Genomic DNA, 14,993 nt, shown 5'->3' with positions numbered 1-14,993 from the left:
GCGGCCCTCAAGGGGAGCAGGAAGGTCAGGAGGGGGTGACCAGGCGGGCCTCGTACGCGAACACCGCGGCCTGCGTGCGGTCCCGCAGCCCGAGCTTCACCAGGATCCGGCTCACATGCGTCTTGATGGTGGACTCGGCGACCACCAGATGCGAGGCGATCTCCGCGTTCGACAGCCCCTGCGCGATGAGGACGAGCACCTCCGTCTCGCGCTCCGTCAGATCGCCGACCTGAGCCAGCGCGGGTGGCCGCGGGGCTCCGGCGAGCCGCGAGAACTCGGTGATCAGCCGCTTGGTGACGGTCGGCGCCAGAAGCGCTTCCCCGGCCGCCACCACCCGTACACCATCGGCGAGTTGGCGCGCGGAGGCGTCCTTCAGCAGGAAGCCGGACGCCCCGGCACGCAGCGCCTGGTACACGTACTCGTCGAGGTCGAACGTGGTCAGCACCAGCACCTTGGCGGCCGCGTCGTTGGCGACGATCTCGCGGGTCGCCTCGATGCCGTTGAGCTCCGGCATCCGGATGTCCATCAGGACCACGTCGGGCCGGAGCGCTGCGGCCTGGGCGATGGCCTGCCGGCCGTCGACCGCCTCGCCGACGACCTCGATGCCCGGCATCGCGCCCAGGAGCACCGAGAAACCCTCGCGGACCATCATCTGGTCGTCGACGATCAGGACACGTATGTCGTTCATGCGGTCTCGCTCCGAGTCGGTTCCTGGGCCAGGGGTACGGGGATGAACGCGGTGATCTCGTAACCACCGTCCGCGGCCGGCTCGGCGGTCATCTCGCCGTTCAGCATCGCGACCCGTTCCCGCATCCCCGTGATCCCGTGCCCGGCACCCTGCGACGGTTTCACCGGACCGGTCGGCGGACCGTTGACGACCCGCAGCCCGAGCCCGCCCAGAACATAGCCGATCTCGACCTTGGCCGTGGCGCCCGGAGCGTGCCGCAGCGTGTTGCTGAGGGCTTCCTGGATGATCCGGTACGCCGACAGCTCGACGCCCTGCGGCAGTGCACGTACCGCGCCGGTGATCGTCTTCTCGGCCACCAGGCCGGCGTCGGCCACGTTGGCCAGCAGTCCGTCGAGTTCGGCGAGGGTGGGCTGGGGTGCGTCCGGTGCCTGGTAGTCCTCGGCCCGTACGACACCGAGGACCCGGCGCAGTTCGGTGAGGGCGGCGACAGCGTTCTCCCGGATGGTGACGAAGGCCTGCTCCAGCTCGGGGGGCGGGTTCTCCACCCGGTACGGGGCCGCCTCGGCCTGGATCGCGACGACCGACATGTGGTGGGCGACCACGTCGTGCAGCTCACGGGCGATGGTGGTGCGCTCCTCCAGCAGCGTGCGCCGGTCGCGTTCCACGGCGGTGACGGTGCGCTGCACGGTCACCTCGCGCTCCGCTTCCCGGCGGGTCTGCACGACGGTCACCACGAGCAGCGCGAACGCGGAGGTCACGGCCATGGGGGCGGTGGTCGGGAAGGGGTGCCCGCCGATGTTCGCCATGACGATGCCGAGCAACACGGTCAGGACCCACATCCAGGCCGCGGTACGGGGCCGGGTCCGGGCGGCGACCACGACGAGCACCACCAGATGGGCGAGGAACATGCTCGGCACCCACGGCCAGCCCTCGTCGCCGAAGATGGCTGACAGCGGAGTGAGCGCCATCGACATCCAGAACGCGCCGACCGGCCTGACCAGGGTCATCACGACGGCTACCGCCGGAAGCAGCCCGGTCGTGATGATCTCGATGGGGGACCAGGCCCCGTCACCGTCCGCCCTGCCGAGGCCGATGAGGACCGTGATCAGCGCGGCCAGCCCGACCAGCGCGTGCGGCGTCCACCTGGCCCGCGCGCGCATCCCCTCGGACAGCAGCCGGGTCGCCCGGCCGGTCCGCATCGGCGGCAGCGAGCGGTAGGCGAACGCGTCATGGAAGAGGTCCTGCCGCAGGCCGCCTATCGCCCCTGCGGCCAGCCGGAACTCGGGACTTCTGTTCTTGGTGGTCTCGGTCACGCCCTCACGGTAGGCGGCCCGGCGCGCGACGTCGTCAGCAGTGATACGGATCCTGCGGCATCCGTCGCAAGGACTACTCGGGCCCACCGGGGCGGGCCGGTCACGGCCGGGACCGCCACCACCGGACGGCCCTGGGACCGTCTGTCACCACGCCAGCTGCGCGATCTCCTCCGCCACCACCGCACACGCGTCCGCCGCCGGATCGATCAACGGAAAGTGCCCGACCTCCTCCAGCAGCGTCAGCCCCACCGTCTCGCCGGCCTTCGCCGCCGCATCGACGAACGCCTCCGCGACCGCCTGCGGCACCGTGAGGTCGGTGCGTCCCTGCACCAGCGCCGTGGCGATTCCCGTCGGCAGCAGCAGGGCCGGGTCGGCGTACGGGCTCCTGGCCGCGAAGTCCTCTTCCGTTCCGAGCAGTTGAACCACCGCGCCGGAGCAGACATCCAGCTCCACCGCCGTGGTGAAGTCGGCGATCGGCGCCAGGGCGACAACGCCGCGCAGCGGCGGCGCCGCGGGCAGCCGCCACGGCGACCCCTCCGGGAGTACGTGCCGGGCCGCTGCCCACAACGCCAGGTGACCGCCCGCGGAGTGACCGGTGACGACGATCCGCCGCGCATCGGCCTCCGGCAGTTCACGGGCCAGCAGTGCGGGCAGCGCGTCCATCGCCGCGGCGACGTCGTCGAACGTCTCGGGCCAGCGGCCCGCGACCGGACCGGAACCGCGCTGCTGCGGGATCTCGCTGCCGCACCGGTACTCGACATTGGCGACGGCGAACCCGCGCCGGGCCAGGAAGTCCGCGAGCGGCGACACATGCTGCCGGTCGTACGGCGCCCGCCACGCACCGCCGTGCAGAAGGACCACGACGGGCGCCCCGGCCCGCCCGTCCCGCGGGGCGTAGAAGTCGATCACCTGGTCGGGGTGGTCGCCGTAGGCGGCGGTGGCGTCGGGGGCGACAGCCGGATGCGAGAACGCCGACTCGGTCTCGACTGCGTCCCGATCACGCGCGGCGGAATCCGACATGCTGCTCCAACCATCCGACAGAGGTGCCCAACTGGCCTGACCAGCGGGGACGGTATCAGCACGGGACACCGCGTCCCCACGGGGATTGCCCGTGGGGACGCGGCAGGCGTCACACCCCGCCGAGCGGCCCGCTCACCACCTCACCCAGCACTCGCGCAGCCCGCTCCACATCCGCGAACCCCACGTACAACGGCGTGAACCCGAACCGCAGCACATCCGGCCGCCGCAGATCCCCGACCACGCCCCGGGCGATGAGCGCACGCATCGCCGGCTCGGCGACCGCCGCGTCCACACACCGCAACGACACCTGGCTGCCGCGCTCCCCGTGCGCCGCCGGGGTGACCGGGACGACCACGCCCTCCGGCACATACGCCCCGACGCACTCCAGGAAGAAGTCCGTCAGCGCCAGCGACTTGGCCCGTACCGCCTCGACCGGCACCCCGTCCCACACGTCCAGCGCCGCTTCGAGCGCCAGCATGGACAGGATGTCGGGGGTTCCGACCCGGCCGCGCACGGAACCGTCCGCCGGAGCGTAGCCCGGCGCCATCGCGAACGGGTCGGTGTGCGAGGTCCACCCCGGCAGCGGCGAGTCGAAGGCCGCCTGGTGCCGCTCGGCGACGTACAGATAGGCGGGCGAACCGGGCCCGCCGTTGAGGTACTTGTACGTGCAGCCGACCGCCAGGTCCACCCCGTGCTCGTCGAGCCCGACCGGCAGCGCGCCCGCGCTGTGGCACAGGTCCCAGACCGCGAGCCCGCCCGCCGCGTGCACGGCGGCGGTGAGACCGGGCAGGTCGTGCAGCCGGCCGGTGCGGAAGTCGACGTGGTTGAGCAGGACGACCGCGGTACGGGGACCGACCGCACCCGGCACGTCCGCCGGGGCGACGGGGACGAGCCGGTGCCCGGTCATCCGGGCGGCGGACTCGGCGATGTAGCCGTCCGTGGGAAACGTCGTCGCGTCGACCAGGATCTCGTCGCGTCCCCCGGGCGCCAGCCTGCTCGCGGCGACGACGGCCTTGAAGACGTTCACGCTCGTCGAATCGCCCACCACGATCTGTCCGGCGGCGGCCCCGACGAGTGGGGCGATCCGGTCGCCGATCCGCTCGGGCGCGGTCCACCAGCCGCTCTCGTCCCAGGACCGGATGCGCAGCTCACCCCACTCGCGGGTGAGGACCTCCTGCATCCGAGCGGGTACGTGCCGGGGCAACGCCCCCAGCGAGTTGCCGTCGAGATAGACGGTGTCGTCGAGGGTGAACAGCTTCCGAAGATCGGCGAGTTCGTCGGCGGCGTCGAGTGCCGCGGCCCGCGCGGCGAAAGTCTCAGACATGGCTGCGCGCCGTCCACAGCTCCGGGAACACGTTCTTCGTGGCGCGTTTCTCCAGCCACGCGACCCCGGCGGAGCCGCCGGTGCCGGTCTTCGAGCCCATCGCACGCCGGGTGGCGACGAGGTGGTCGTTGCGCCAGCGCCACACCAGTTCACCGACGTCGGTGAGCGCCTCGCCGAGCCGGACGAGCTCGTCGTGCCGCTCGGGATCGGCGTAAATCTCCGCCCAGACGGCCTCGACCTCGGGGGACGGCTCGTACTTCTGCGTCAGGTCCCGGCCGAGCACGGCCTGCGGTACGGCGTGCCCGCGCCGAGCGAGCAGGGCGAGCACCTCGTCGTACAGACCCGGTTCGGCGAGCGCCTTCTCCAGTTCGGCGTGGACGCGGGGTGCACCCCGGTGCGGTACGAGCATGGACGCCGACTTGTCGCCGAGCAGGAACTCCATCCGCCGGTACATCGCCGACTGGAAGCCGGAGCCCTCGCCGAGTGCGCCACGGTAGGAGTTGAACTGGGCGGGGGTGAGCTGGGCGAGCGGCGTCCAGGACGCGTTGAGCGCCTCGAGTTCCCGTACCGACCGCTTCAGCGCATCGCGTGCGACCGACAGCCGGTCCTCGCGCAGGGCGTGCACCGCGGTCTCCCACTCATGGACGATGACCGTGAACCACAGCTCCATGACCTGGGTGGTGACCAGGAAGACCATCTCGCCCGGGTCGTCGGAGCGGAGCTGCTGAAGGTGGGTCAGGACATCCGCCTGGACATAGTCCTCGTACGGAGTCGTTCCCGCGAAGTCCAGGTGCGGGGTGTCCGCACCGGTGGCTTCGGGGTCGGGGTGGATCGTCGACATTGCTGTCTCCTCGACACGAGCTTCCGGGTAGCGGTCCGCCCCTTCCGTGAGGTGATGGAGCTCCGGTCCCCTGTCCGCATCCTAACGGCCTCCCCCACGACAGGGAGTGGGCCGTAAACGGAGCCCCGCGAAAGGCGCAGGCCCCGCAGACGGCGATACGTCTGCGGGGCCGTGAACAGGGCGTACGCGCCCGCTATCCCAGGATCTCGGCGGCGGTCGGCGACGAATCGCGGAGGAACGCCGAGCAGCGCTCGTACTCCTCCTGCTCACCGATCGACTGCGCGGCGCGCGCCAGGGGGAAGATCTGTGGTTCGGCTCGTGCTCGCAGGAGAAAGGTGGACGATGTAACTTGCTGGCGTAGAGCCGGAGGGGATGGGGGACACCGTGGACTCGACGCTTATCGCCTTGGCCAGCGCTGGCGGTACAGCCGTGGTATCGGCCATGGCAACGGACGGCTGGAACACGCTTCGATCAGGTGTAGTCACTCTGTGGCGGCAGTTTCGCCCCGACTCCGCTGCTGAGCTGGAACGGGACCTCGATACGACCCGTTCGACTCTTCTCGCAACCCCGGCCAGCGAAGTCGAACAGGTCCGTCAGGCCCTCCAGTCCGCCTGGCAAGGGCGGATGTTGACTCTCTTCCTGGAAGATCCGGCGGCCTCAGCGGAGTTCGAAGCCCTACTGTCGCGGCTCGGGGAAGCCAGCCCACCCCGGACAAACACCAGCTTCCACGCCGAGGTTCGTGATCACGGTCGCGTGTACCAAGCAGGCAGGAACCAGTTCATCAGCGAGCGATGAGCGCAGGGCACTGGGGCGACGAAGACGACGCCTCTTGGCATATGCGCGCCAGCGCCGAGGATGAGGGGCGCGTCTACCAAGCTGGCCGCGACCAGCACATCACGGAGTATCACTTTCACGGCTCGGCGTCCGACATAGACGACGAGGATGGAGACGACGACTGGGACCACTACGAGACGGGAGGCAGTTCCTGGGGCGGGTTCTGGGAGACACTGCTCAGGGGCCCCTGTCCCTACGGGTCCGGCTTTCGTCTCTCATCTGAGCACCGGCTCGATGTCTGCCGGGTCAAAGATCGGCCCGTTCGAAGCGGGCTTGATGATGATCGCGCGGAAGACCTTGAGAACTGCGGCACGCTGCTGCTCGATCGTCAGCTTCTCCCACCGCTCTCGTATGTCGATGGGGCCGGCCACGTAGGTCGCGGCCTCGGCACGGTACAGGGCACGCTCCCGGTGCAGCTCTGCGATCTGCTTCTCCAGGTCCTCGGTGAGCGCGATGTAGCGCGCGGCTGACATGCGCTTCTCCTGCCATGCCCGCTTGAACTCAGCCATATCCCCTTCCAGGGATGCCAGTTGTTCCTCCTTGGTCCACTCCGGCGCACGCGCCTGCACGTTCGCCAGTGCCTTGTCCGAGCTGAGGAACACGGCGTTTCTGATGAGGCGGTCGACCGGTTCGCCCGCCCTGGCCACTCCCCCGCATCCGCCGTCGTTCTTGCCGGGGCACGCGTACCTGAACTGTGAGGACGTCTTCGACTTCCGGTACGACGGGAAGGCCCGCATCTTGGTGCCGCATCTTCCGCACCGGGCGATGCCGGAGAGCAGGTACTTGGTGGCGTAGTCCCGCACTGTCCGCCCCTCCGACTCCCGCCGGATCTTCTCCATGAGCAGGTACCACTCGTCCGGGCTGATGATCGGCTCCCAGTCACCGGCCACGGGCTCGCCATGCTCGTCCAGGAACAACTCCCCCTGGTGCATGCGGTATCCGCAGATCCGCGGATTCATCAGCATCCGCTTGATCTTGGAGTCGTCGAAGAAGCCCCCGCTGTGCGACCTGACTCCCTGGTCTCGCCACTCCCGCGCGATCGTCGCCCAGCGGACCCCGTCGAGGAAGTCCTTGACGGCCTTGCGAAGGTTCTCCGCCTCCTCCGGAACCAGCGTCCTGCGGTCCTCGCGGTTCCAGCCGTACGGCGCCCGGCCACCGGGCAGCTTCCCCTGGGCGGCCAGCTCCAGGTGCTTGCGCTTCGTACGCCGTGAGGTGTCCGCCGAGGACTTGTTGGCGATGGTGACCTTGATCCGGGCGACGAACCGCCCGTTCTCCGTGGAGAGGTCGATGTCCGACGCCGATACGGAGTCGAAGACAAGGCGCCGTTTGCGGCGCTCGCCCTCCTCGTACTCGTCGATCCATGCTTCGAGTTCACGCGGCTGCCGCGTGAAGCGGTCGATGTCCCAGACGACGACTCCGTCGATCCGCCCGGCCTTGAGGTCCTCCAGCATCTGCCGGAACTCCGGGCGCACGGTCTTGCGCTTGTACGCGGACAGGTCGTTGTCCTCGTAGACCTTGGCGACCGCCCAGCCTCTGGCGGCGCAGTGCAGCCGACAGTCCTGCTCCTGCCGAGCGACACCGAGCCCCTCGGCCTCGTCGTCCTTGCTGATCCGGGTGTAGATGCCTACTTGTACGGCCCCAGGAGCCCCCCGACGTGCTGCCATGCGCCGGATCGTCGCACATCGGCATTGGATACATCAACCGCTGTTCTCATCCGACCACACGCCGCATCCGTTTTTTCCTCGTCGGCCTCCCGAACGCCTGGCCGTAAGTGGCAGACTGCATTCATGACGACTCACAAGAACCTGCTCGGCGGCCCGGAGCCGACCTACCTGCCGGAGAACGAAGAGGCGTACCGCCTGCTGAGCGAGGACTCTCCGACGCCGGCCGAGGTCGCGGCGAAGCACCCCACGTTCTCGCTGGCCTGGGCCATGCTCGCCGATGACGCCTTCGAAGCGGGGCGAGTGGTCGAGTCGTACGCGTACGCACGCTCCGGCTACCACCGCGGACTCGACCAGCTCCGCCGGGCTGGCTGGAAGGGGTACGGCCCCATCCCCTGGAGCCACCGCGCCAATCGCGGTTTCCTGCGCTGCCTCGCCGCCCTCGCCCGTGCAGCCGGCGAGATCAACGAGAAGGACGAGTCGGAGCGGTGCTGGCAGTTCCTTCAGGACAGCAGCACCGAGGCGTACTCCGAGCTGAAGCGGTAACAGCCACAGCAGTTCACGAGAATGTGCCGCCGCTCTTCAAGAAGCGGCGGCACTGAGTGCACGATCACATGTAGCACCCTTCTCCAACGGTACGGGCCCGGAGCTTTCCCGGCCCTGCGGAGTGCGTCGAGGCCGCGGTGGTAGCCGGTGCGGGCATAGGCGTACGACTCGATGACGCGGCCGCCTCGAACGCCTCGTCGGCTTGCGCCCAGGCCAGCGAGGAGGTCGGGGACTTCGCGGCGACGTCAGCGGCTGCCTGGCACATGCGCGTCGGGGGTAGCCGGGCGCCGCCGAGCGGTCAGGCCCGGCCCGGGTCCCCGTTCTCGTCCCGCGAGGGCTCCAGGGGAGGTGCCGCGACACCGCAGTTCACGGTGCATTCGGGACGCGCCTTGCTCTTCCGGGCCGCGGGCGGTGTCCGTACGGTCGCCCAGGCGATCACCGAGCCCAGCACCATCAGCCCGGCACACATCGGCATGGCCCGCCGGAAGGCCGCGGCGAACTCAGCGGCGTCGCGGTACGCCTCCGGCCCCATCCCGGCGAGCAGCGGCAGCGCGGCCACGGCGATCAGGCCGGCGGCGCGGGCGGCGGCGTTGTTGATCCCGCTGGCCAGCCCGGCGCGCGCGGTGTCGACGGAGGCGAGGACGGTCGCGGTGAGCGGCGCCACCAGGGTGACCAGGCCGAGGCCGAGCACGGCGACGGCAGGCAGCACATGCTGTACGTACGCGGAGACGGAGGCGTCACCGGGCCCCACCCGCAGCATGAGCAGCATCCCGGCGGCGGCCAGCAGCGGCCCGACGGTGAGCGGGATACGGGGGCCGATGCGCTGCGCCAGCTCGCCCGACGAAGCGGAGAAGAGCAGCATCAGCACCGTGGTCGGAAGAAGGGCGGTCCCGGCGCCGAGGGGGGAGTACCCGGCCACGACCTGGAGCTGAATGGCGGAGAGGAAGAAATAGCCGCCGAGCGCCGCGTACACGCAGAGCGTGACGATATTGACGGCGGTGAACTGGCGGGACTCGAACACCGACGGCGGCAGCATGGGGTTCGCCCGCCGCCGCTCCACCTGCACGAACGCCACTGCGAGCAGCACTCCGCCCACGGCCGCCCCGATCACCGCAGCGGACGCCCCCTGCCTGGGAGCCTCGATCAACGCGTACGTCACCAGGGCCAGAGCCAGCGCGCCGAGCACGGCCCCCAGAACATCGAAGCGCCCGTGCGCGTGCGGGTCCCGCGACTCCGGTACGTGCCGCAGCGCGACCGGCACACAGATCGCGGCGACCGGCGCATTGATCAGAAACACCCACCGCCACCCCGGCCCGTCGACGAGCCACCCCCCGACGAACGGCCCGATCGCGGCCCCCACCCCGCCGAAGCCGGACCACAGCCCGACCGCGCGCGCCCGGTCGTCCGGGTGAAAACTGGCCTGGATCAACGCCAGTGACCCGGGCGTGAGGAGCGCCCCGCCCACCCCCTGAAGGGCTCGGGCCGCAATCAGCACGACAGCATTCGGCGCGACGCCGCACAGCAGCGAGGCGGTGGCGAACCACACCACTCCTACGACGAACACCCGCCGCCGCCCGTACCGGTCCCCGAGCGCCCCACCGAGCAGGATCAGCCCGGCAAGGGTCAGCAGGTAGGCGTTGACGGTCCACTGGAGAGCGGCGAGATCGGTGCCGAGGTCCTTGCCGATACGGGGCAGGGCGACGTTGACGACGGTGGAGTCGACCATGGCCATGGCGGACCCGAGGACGGTGGTCAGAACGACCCAGCGCCCGGGTGCGGAGGCGGCACGGATCTGACCGGCAGGTGTCTCGCCCATGCGAGCAGCATCCCCGGTCCGGGGGGAGGTGGCCAGTCCGGGGCGGGCACCTGCCGGACAGAGCGCCCTGCGCCCGCACCGCCGGGATCAGCGCACCGCCCCCAGCGCCCTGATCAGCGCCTCGACACCCGCCTCCACCTTGCTGCGCGGGCACCCCACGTTCAGACGCAGGAAGCCCTCCGCGCCATACACCGCCCCCGGCATGATCGCGACCTTCTCGCGTTCGATCAGCGCCCGCTGCAGCGCCTCGTCGTCCACACCCAGCGGGCGCAGGTCGATCCACGCCAGGTAGCCGGCCTGCGGCGGTTCCCAGGACAGTTCGGGAAAGGCCGTGTTCAGACGTTCCGCGACCAGTGCCAGGTTGTCGCGGACGTACGCCCGGACCGCGTCCAGCCACTCCCCGCCTTCCCGGTACGCGGCTATGTGCGCGGTCAGTGACAGGACCGCCGGGGAGGCGAGCCCCTCTGCCGTCTCCATGCGCCGCAGGAACTCCGCCCGGTCCGCCGGGTCGCCGATGATGCCGTACGAGCCGGTCAGCGCCGGGAAGTTGAAGGCCTTCGAAGCGGACGAGATCACCGCCCAGCGGCCCTCGCCCGCCACGCGCGCCCACGGCACATGCCGATGGCCCTCGTGCACGAAGTCCGCGTGGATCTCGTCGCTGATCACCGCGACCCCGTGGCGCGCCGCCAGCGCCGCCGTCTCGACGAGCTCCGGCTCCGTCCACACCCGGCCGGTCGGGTTGTGCGGCGAGCACAGCACCAGCACCTTCGCGTCGGGGCGCGCCAGTTCCCGCTCCAGCGCCTCCGTGTCGCCCACCGGCACGCCTCGCAGCTCCCGGCCGAGACCGGTGATCGCCTTGCGGAAGCCGTCGTACGTGGGGGTGTGGACGACGACGCCGTCGCCCTCGGCCGTCCACATCTGGAGAAGCTGCGAGAGCTGGCTGAGCACCGACGGGGCGTAGACCAGCCGGCTGGTGTCCAGCTCGGTGCCGTACCGGGTCCCGTACCAGTGCGCTATCGCCGCCCGGAAGTCGTCCTGCTGCCAGCTGGTGTAGCCGAGGACGCCGTGGTCGAGGCGGGTCCGCAGCGCGGACAGCACCTCCGGGGCGGTCTCGAAGTCCATGTCGGAGATGGTGAACGGGAGGAGCCCGTCGACCCCGAACCGGTCCGCGACTCCGTCCCACTGGACACACCAGGTGCCCCTGCGGTCGACGACGGTGTCGAAGTCATAGCGTGCGCTCGCCTGCACCCGTGCTCCTTCTGCTCGTTCGCGGACGTGCCATGGGCCCGGCACCCCCAAGGAGTACCGGGCCCACGGCGCCTGTTCGTGCCTACTGCTACTTCAGCTTCGTGCCGGTGGACCGCAGGTTTGCGCAGGCCTCCGTGACGCGCTTGGCCATGCCCGCCTCGGCGGACTTGCCCCAGCTGCGCGGGTCGTAGACCTTCTTGTTGCCGACCTCGCCGTCGACCTTCAGCACACCGTCGTAGTTGCGGAACACGTGGTCCACGATCGGGCGGGTGAAGGCGTACTGGGTGTCGGTGTCGAGGTTCATCTTCACGACGCCGTTCTCCAGCGCGGTGGCGATCTCCTGCTCGGTGGAGCCGGAGCCGCCGTGGAAGACAAAATCGAAGGGCTGGCTACCGGCTGTCTTGCCGTACTTGGCGCCGACGCCCTCCTGGAGGTCCTTCAGCAGCTCGGGACGGAGCACGACGTTGCCCGGCTTGTAGACGCCGTGCACGTTGCCGAAGGACGCGGCCAGCAGGTAGCGGCCCTTCTCGCCCAGACCGAGCGCCTCGGCGGTACGCAGCGCGTCGTCGACGGTGGTGTACAGCTCGTCGTTGATCTCGTGCGTGACGCCGTCCTCCTCGCCACCGGTCGGGGTGATCTCGACCTCAAGAATGATCTTGGCGGCGGCGGCCTTGGCCAGCAGCTCCTGGCCGATGGCGAGGTTGTCGGCGAGAGTCTCGGCCGAACCGTCCCACATGTGGGACTGGAACAGCGGGTTCAGGCCCTTGGCGACGCGCTCGGCAGAGATGTCGAGCAGCGGACGTACGTAGCCGTCCAGCTTGTCCTTGGGGCAGTGGTCGGTGTGCAGCGCGACCGTGATGTCGTACTTGGCGGCGACGATGTGCGCGAACTCGGCGAGGGCAACGGCGCCCGTGACCATGTCCTTGTTGTACTGGCCGCCCAGGAACTCCGCCCCACCGGTGGAGATCTGGACGATGCCGTCGCTCTCCGCCTCCGCGAAGCCGCGCAGTGCAGCGTGCAGGGTCTGGGTCGACGTCACATTGATGGCCGGGTAGGCGAACTTTCCAGCCTTCGCCCGGTCGAGCATCTCGGCGTAGACCTCGGGGGTTGCGATGGGCATCTGTCCGCTCCTTGGGATGTGCGGGTGTGCGTTGCTGGTTCCCTGACCTGGGGGCGACGTCATCGTCGCCCCCATCTTCCCAGACTCTCGCTCCGGCTCCACCCGGCGGACTCCCTGGGCGTTGGGGCCGGGCCGCTGGAGGCATACGACGAGGGTGGACGGTTTCACGTGAAACCGTCCACCCTCGAAGAACAACGCAGGTCAGGCCGGTGATCAGGCCAGGTCGAGGTCCGACACCGTGTAGGCGTGGACGTACGGGAGACCTGCCTCGGCAATGGCCGGAGCCGCACCCCGCTCCACGATCGTGGCGACGGCGACGACCTCGCCACCGGCCTCACGTACCGCCTCCACAGCCGTCAGCGGCGAACCGCCGGTCGTCGAGGTGTCCTCGACGACCAGGCAGCGGCGGCCCTTCACGTCCGTGCCCTCGATCCGGCGCTGCATCCCGTGCGCCTTCTGCGCCTTGCGGACGACGAACGCGTCCATCCGCTCCCCGCGCGCGGCGGCAGCGTGCAGCATCGACGTGGCGACCGGGTCGGCGCCCAGGGTCAGCCCGCCCACGCAGTCGTAGTCGAGCTCGGCGGTCGCGTCCAGCATGACCTGACCGACCATCGGAGCAGCCTCGCCGTCCAGCGTGATGCGGCGCAGGTCGATGTACCAGTCGGCTTCGAGACCCGAGGAAAGGATCACCTTGCCGTGCACCACGGCCTTGTCCTTGATCTGCTGGAGCAGGTCAGCGTGTACGTCAGTCATGGCTACGAGCTTAACGGCCTCCCCACGACAGGGAGTGGGCTCCCGACCGTGGGGGAGTCCGTAGGGCCGCCCGCCTCAGAGCCTGCGCCAGCTCCAGGTCGTCACGATCTCCAGCGGGTCGATCGGGGTGACATAGCGCGGCGCGGTGTTCAGTCCGTTCGGCGGACCCGACTGCGGTTCCACGCAGACCGCCTCGTCCTGCTCGTCGTAGACGACGACCCACTCGGACCGGCTCTTCACCCTCAGTTCCAGTTGCTGCGGCCAGGTGAGCGTCACGTCGACCCCGTCGGGCATCCCGAAGCAGTCGTCCCACGGGCCGGGCAGCGGCGGGATCCGGCGGCCGGTCGGCAGATGGTTCTCGCCCCGCTCCTCCTGCCAGGCGGCGTCGAAGCCGATCTGCACGTCGTCACCGCCGGTTCCGAGGTTGCGCAGGAACCAGGGGTGCCAGCCGGCCTGTGCGGGGAACGAGTCCCCGTACGTCTCGATGCCGAACGCGAGCGTGAGCGAGTCCTCGGCCAGGTCGAAGGTCTGGGTGACCCGGCCCGGATACGGCCACGGCTCGGCCAGGTCGTAGTAGAACGCGGCCTCGGTCCCGCCCTCCTTCGCCGTGAGCCACGCGGTGTCACGGCCGGTGCCGTGGATGGCGTGCGGCGGGGAGTTCAGCGGCAGCTGGTGAGCCACATCGCCGTTGTGGAACCGGCCGTTCTCCGTCCGCCCGCACCACGGCACCATGGGGAAACAGCCGTACCGCTCCCCCTGCCGCAGCAGTTCGGTGCCCCCGATCCGGAGGCTGCTGATGCGGCAGCCGCTGGCGGGGTCCACGATCAACTCGGCGTCGCCGACGGACAGCCGGACGTTCTTCTCGCTACTGCTCACACGACGACACTACTGGCGCCGCTACCTCCGACGCCGCAGCGCCCGGCCGACGACGACCGCGGAGGCGAGCGCGAGGGCGGCCGCCGGGACCACCCATCGCAGGGTGGCGCCCGCGGTGGTCGACTCGGGCGACGGCATGGGGGCGTACCGGCCGCGCGGCGGCGCGTGGTCGACCTCCTCGGCGCTGCGCCCGATCATGGTCCGGCGCGCGTGCGCGGCCTCGGCGGGCGGGCCCTCCGGGACGGGGAACCCCATGTCCGCGGAGGCGTCGAGCGAGGGCGGCGGCACCGGCGCCTCGAAGACCGAGCCGGTGCCGGGGGGTGTCCGGTCGGAGGGTGCCTCGGCAGCGGGCGTGCCGTCGGACGGCGCCTCGGCGGAGGGTGCCTCCTCGGACGGCGATTCGCCGGACGGTCCCTCGTCGGACGGCGCGGAGGCGGCGGGCACTCCGTCGGACGCCGCCCCCTCGGGCTTGTCGCCCGCGCCGTGCGTCGCCAGTGTCTCGGTCACCAGCTGCTGCGTGAAACGGTCCAGCAGCCGGTACGCCGCGGCCAGCGCCGCGTCCGGTTCCAGCTCCACGATGCGGCCCTCGCCGCCCGCCGTGCCCGTGAACCCGATCGTCGTGCCACCGTCCGTCTCCGTCAGGCGGATCGTCAGGCCGAGCTTCACCGAGCCGGTGCCCCGCGCCTCCACGCCCTCACCGGTGACGGACACCCCTGCCCCGTCCGGCAGTGCGGTCGGTGTCAGCGTGCCGCGGTACGTGATCGTGTGGCCGCCGATCCGGACCTTGAGCCGGCCGGCCAGGGGGCCCGCGGACACGTCGGCATCCTGCTGGAGGCCCGGCACGCAGCGCGCGACACGGGCCGAGTCGCCCAGCGTCCGCAGCAGGGACGGGACCGGAACCGGAACGAACACCTCATGCTCCATGGAAACCGAGCCTACTCAGGCACGGCCGC

14 protein-coding genes and 2 pseudogenes are annotated in these 14,993 nt (G+C 70.5%); 2 read left to right on the top strand and 14 right to left on the bottom strand.

All coding sequences use genetic code 11. From position 1 onward, the window contains the following. Nucleotides 1-25: 25 nt before the first annotated feature. The 6 genes and pseudogenes from ACGFSA_RS01780 to ACGFSA_RS01755 form a co-directional block, all read right to left on the bottom strand. On the bottom strand, nt 26-688 hold the full coding sequence (locus tag ACGFSA_RS01780; protein WP_393298125.1) for a response regulator: 663 nt from the start codon (nt 686-688) through the stop codon (nt 26-28). Next, nucleotides 685-2,001 carry a sensor histidine kinase gene (locus tag ACGFSA_RS01775; protein WP_393298123.1) on the bottom strand — a complete coding sequence of 439 codons (1,317 nt, stop codon included), beginning with the start codon at nt 1,999-2,001 and terminating at the stop codon, nt 685-687. The genes ACGFSA_RS01780 and ACGFSA_RS01775 overlap by 4 nt, the downstream gene beginning before the upstream one ends. Nucleotides 2,002-2,145: 144 nt before the next feature. Further along, entirely contained in the window at nt 2,146-3,021 is an 876-nt protein-coding gene (locus ACGFSA_RS01770; protein WP_393298121.1) for an alpha/beta hydrolase family protein, read from the bottom strand. 109 nt (nt 3,022-3,130) lie between these two features. Next, entirely contained in the window at nt 3,131-4,345 is a 1,215-nt protein-coding gene (gene kynU, locus ACGFSA_RS01765; protein WP_393298118.1) for a kynureninase, read from the bottom strand. Continuing rightward, nucleotides 4,338-5,186 carry a tryptophan 2,3-dioxygenase family protein gene (locus ACGFSA_RS01760; protein WP_393298116.1) on the bottom strand — a complete coding sequence of 283 codons (849 nt, stop codon included), beginning with the start codon at nt 5,184-5,186 and terminating at the stop codon, nt 4,338-4,340. The genes kynU and ACGFSA_RS01760 overlap by 8 nt, the downstream gene beginning before the upstream one ends. Nucleotides 5,187-5,379: 193 nt before the next feature. Beyond that, nucleotides 5,380-5,481 (bottom strand): annotated as a pseudogene (locus tag ACGFSA_RS01755) (DUF3151 family protein); the annotation flags it as partial. An 89-nt stretch (nt 5,482-5,570) separates the two neighbouring features. Here ACGFSA_RS01755 and ACGFSA_RS01750 point away from each other — a divergent pair. Then, nucleotides 5,571-5,981, top strand: coding sequence for a hypothetical protein (locus ACGFSA_RS01750; RefSeq protein ID WP_393298113.1), 411 nt, complete (start codon nt 5,571-5,573; stop codon nt 5,979-5,981). A gap of 254 nt (nt 5,982-6,235) precedes the next feature. On the opposite strand, the gene ACGFSA_RS01745 is transcribed toward ACGFSA_RS01750, so the two are convergent. Continuing rightward, nucleotides 6,236-7,684 (bottom strand): recombinase family protein, encoded by a 1,449-nt coding sequence (locus ACGFSA_RS01745; RefSeq protein ID WP_393298110.1) that lies wholly within the window; start codon nt 7,682-7,684, stop codon nt 6,236-6,238. Between the two features lie 123 nt (nt 7,685-7,807). Between ACGFSA_RS01745 and ACGFSA_RS01740 the strand changes: the two genes are divergently transcribed. Further along, nucleotides 7,808-8,227 carry a DUF3151 domain-containing protein gene (locus ACGFSA_RS01740; RefSeq protein ID WP_393298107.1) on the top strand — a complete coding sequence of 140 codons (420 nt, stop codon included), beginning with the start codon at nt 7,808-7,810 and terminating at the stop codon, nt 8,225-8,227. An 83-nt stretch (nt 8,228-8,310) separates the two neighbouring features. Here ACGFSA_RS01740 and ACGFSA_RS01735 read toward each other — a convergent pair. The 7 genes and pseudogenes from ACGFSA_RS01735 to ACGFSA_RS01705 form a co-directional block, all read right to left on the bottom strand. Continuing rightward, nucleotides 8,311-8,483: pseudogene (locus tag ACGFSA_RS01735) on the bottom strand (DUF3151 family protein); the annotation flags it as partial. A gap of 42 nt (nt 8,484-8,525) precedes the next feature. Next, complete coding sequence (locus tag ACGFSA_RS01730) at nt 8,526-10,043, bottom strand: MFS transporter (protein ID WP_393298105.1); 1,518 nt, start codon at nt 10,041-10,043, stop codon at nt 8,526-8,528. Nucleotides 10,044-10,130: 87 nt separating this feature from the next. Continuing rightward, nucleotides 10,131-11,291, bottom strand: coding sequence for a MalY/PatB family protein (locus ACGFSA_RS01725; protein ID WP_393298102.1), 1,161 nt, complete (start codon nt 11,289-11,291; stop codon nt 10,131-10,133). Nucleotides 11,292-11,379: 88 nt separating this feature from the next. Continuing rightward, nucleotides 11,380-12,411: a class II fructose-bisphosphate aldolase gene (gene fbaA, locus ACGFSA_RS01720; protein WP_037690726.1), complete on the bottom strand. Its 1,032-nt coding sequence runs from the start codon at nt 12,409-12,411 to the stop codon at nt 11,380-11,382. A gap of 213 nt (nt 12,412-12,624) precedes the next feature. Further along, complete coding sequence (gene pyrE / locus ACGFSA_RS01715; RefSeq protein ID WP_393298099.1) at nt 12,625-13,164, bottom strand: orotate phosphoribosyltransferase; 540 nt, start codon at nt 13,162-13,164, stop codon at nt 12,625-12,627. A 75-nt stretch (nt 13,165-13,239) separates the two neighbouring features. Then, the gene (locus ACGFSA_RS01710) at nt 13,240-14,040 is read right to left on the bottom strand and encodes an aldose 1-epimerase (RefSeq protein WP_393298096.1); all 801 of its coding nucleotides are present in this window, start codon (nt 14,038-14,040) and stop codon (nt 13,240-13,242) included. Between the two features lie 21 nt (nt 14,041-14,061). Beyond that, nucleotides 14,062-14,964 (bottom strand): SRPBCC domain-containing protein, encoded by a 903-nt coding sequence (locus tag ACGFSA_RS01705; protein WP_393298093.1) that lies wholly within the window; start codon nt 14,962-14,964, stop codon nt 14,062-14,064. Nucleotides 14,965-14,993: the final 29 nt, after the last annotated feature.

The organism is Streptomyces sp. NPDC048496 (genome assembly GCF_043200055.1).
Lineage (GTDB): Bacteria > Actinomycetota > Actinomycetes > Streptomycetales > Streptomycetaceae > Streptomyces.
The sequence above is the reverse complement of the archived record's forward strand: the minus strand, read 5'-3'. Positions and strand labels throughout refer to the sequence as shown.

What these genes read in the sequence shown, in the direction of transcription:
- ACGFSA_RS01770 (WP_393298121.1), bottom strand. Translation starts at nt 3,021, where the DNA reads ATGTCGGATTCCGCCGCGCGTGATCGGGACGCAGTCGAGACCGAGTCG.
- ACGFSA_RS01760 (WP_393298116.1), bottom strand. Translation starts at nt 5,186, where the DNA reads ATGTCGACGATCCACCCCGACCCCGAAGCCACCGGTGCGGACACCCCG.
- ACGFSA_RS01705 (WP_393298093.1), bottom strand. Translation starts at nt 14,964, where the DNA reads ATGGAGCATGAGGTGTTCGTTCCGGTTCCGGTCCCGTCCCTGCTGCGG.
- fbaA (WP_037690726.1), bottom strand. Translation starts at nt 12,411, where the DNA reads ATGCCCATCGCAACCCCCGAGGTCTACGCCGAGATGCTCGACCGGGCG.
- ACGFSA_RS01740 (WP_393298107.1), top strand. Translation starts at nt 7,808, where the DNA reads ATGACGACTCACAAGAACCTGCTCGGCGGCCCGGAGCCGACCTACCTG.
- ACGFSA_RS01730 (WP_393298105.1), bottom strand. Translation starts at nt 10,043, where the DNA reads ATGGGCGAGACACCTGCCGGTCAGATCCGTGCCGCCTCCGCACCCGGG.
- ACGFSA_RS01780 (WP_393298125.1), bottom strand. Translation starts at nt 688, where the DNA reads ATGAACGACATACGTGTCCTGATCGTCGACGACCAGATGATGGTCCGC.
- kynU (WP_393298118.1), bottom strand. Translation starts at nt 4,345, where the DNA reads ATGTCTGAGACTTTCGCCGCGCGGGCCGCGGCACTCGACGCCGCCGAC.
- pyrE (WP_393298099.1), bottom strand. Translation starts at nt 13,164, where the DNA reads ATGACTGACGTACACGCTGACCTGCTCCAGCAGATCAAGGACAAGGCC.
- ACGFSA_RS01745 (WP_393298110.1), bottom strand. Translation starts at nt 7,684, where the DNA reads ATGGCAGCACGTCGGGGGGCTCCTGGGGCCGTACAAGTAGGCATCTAC.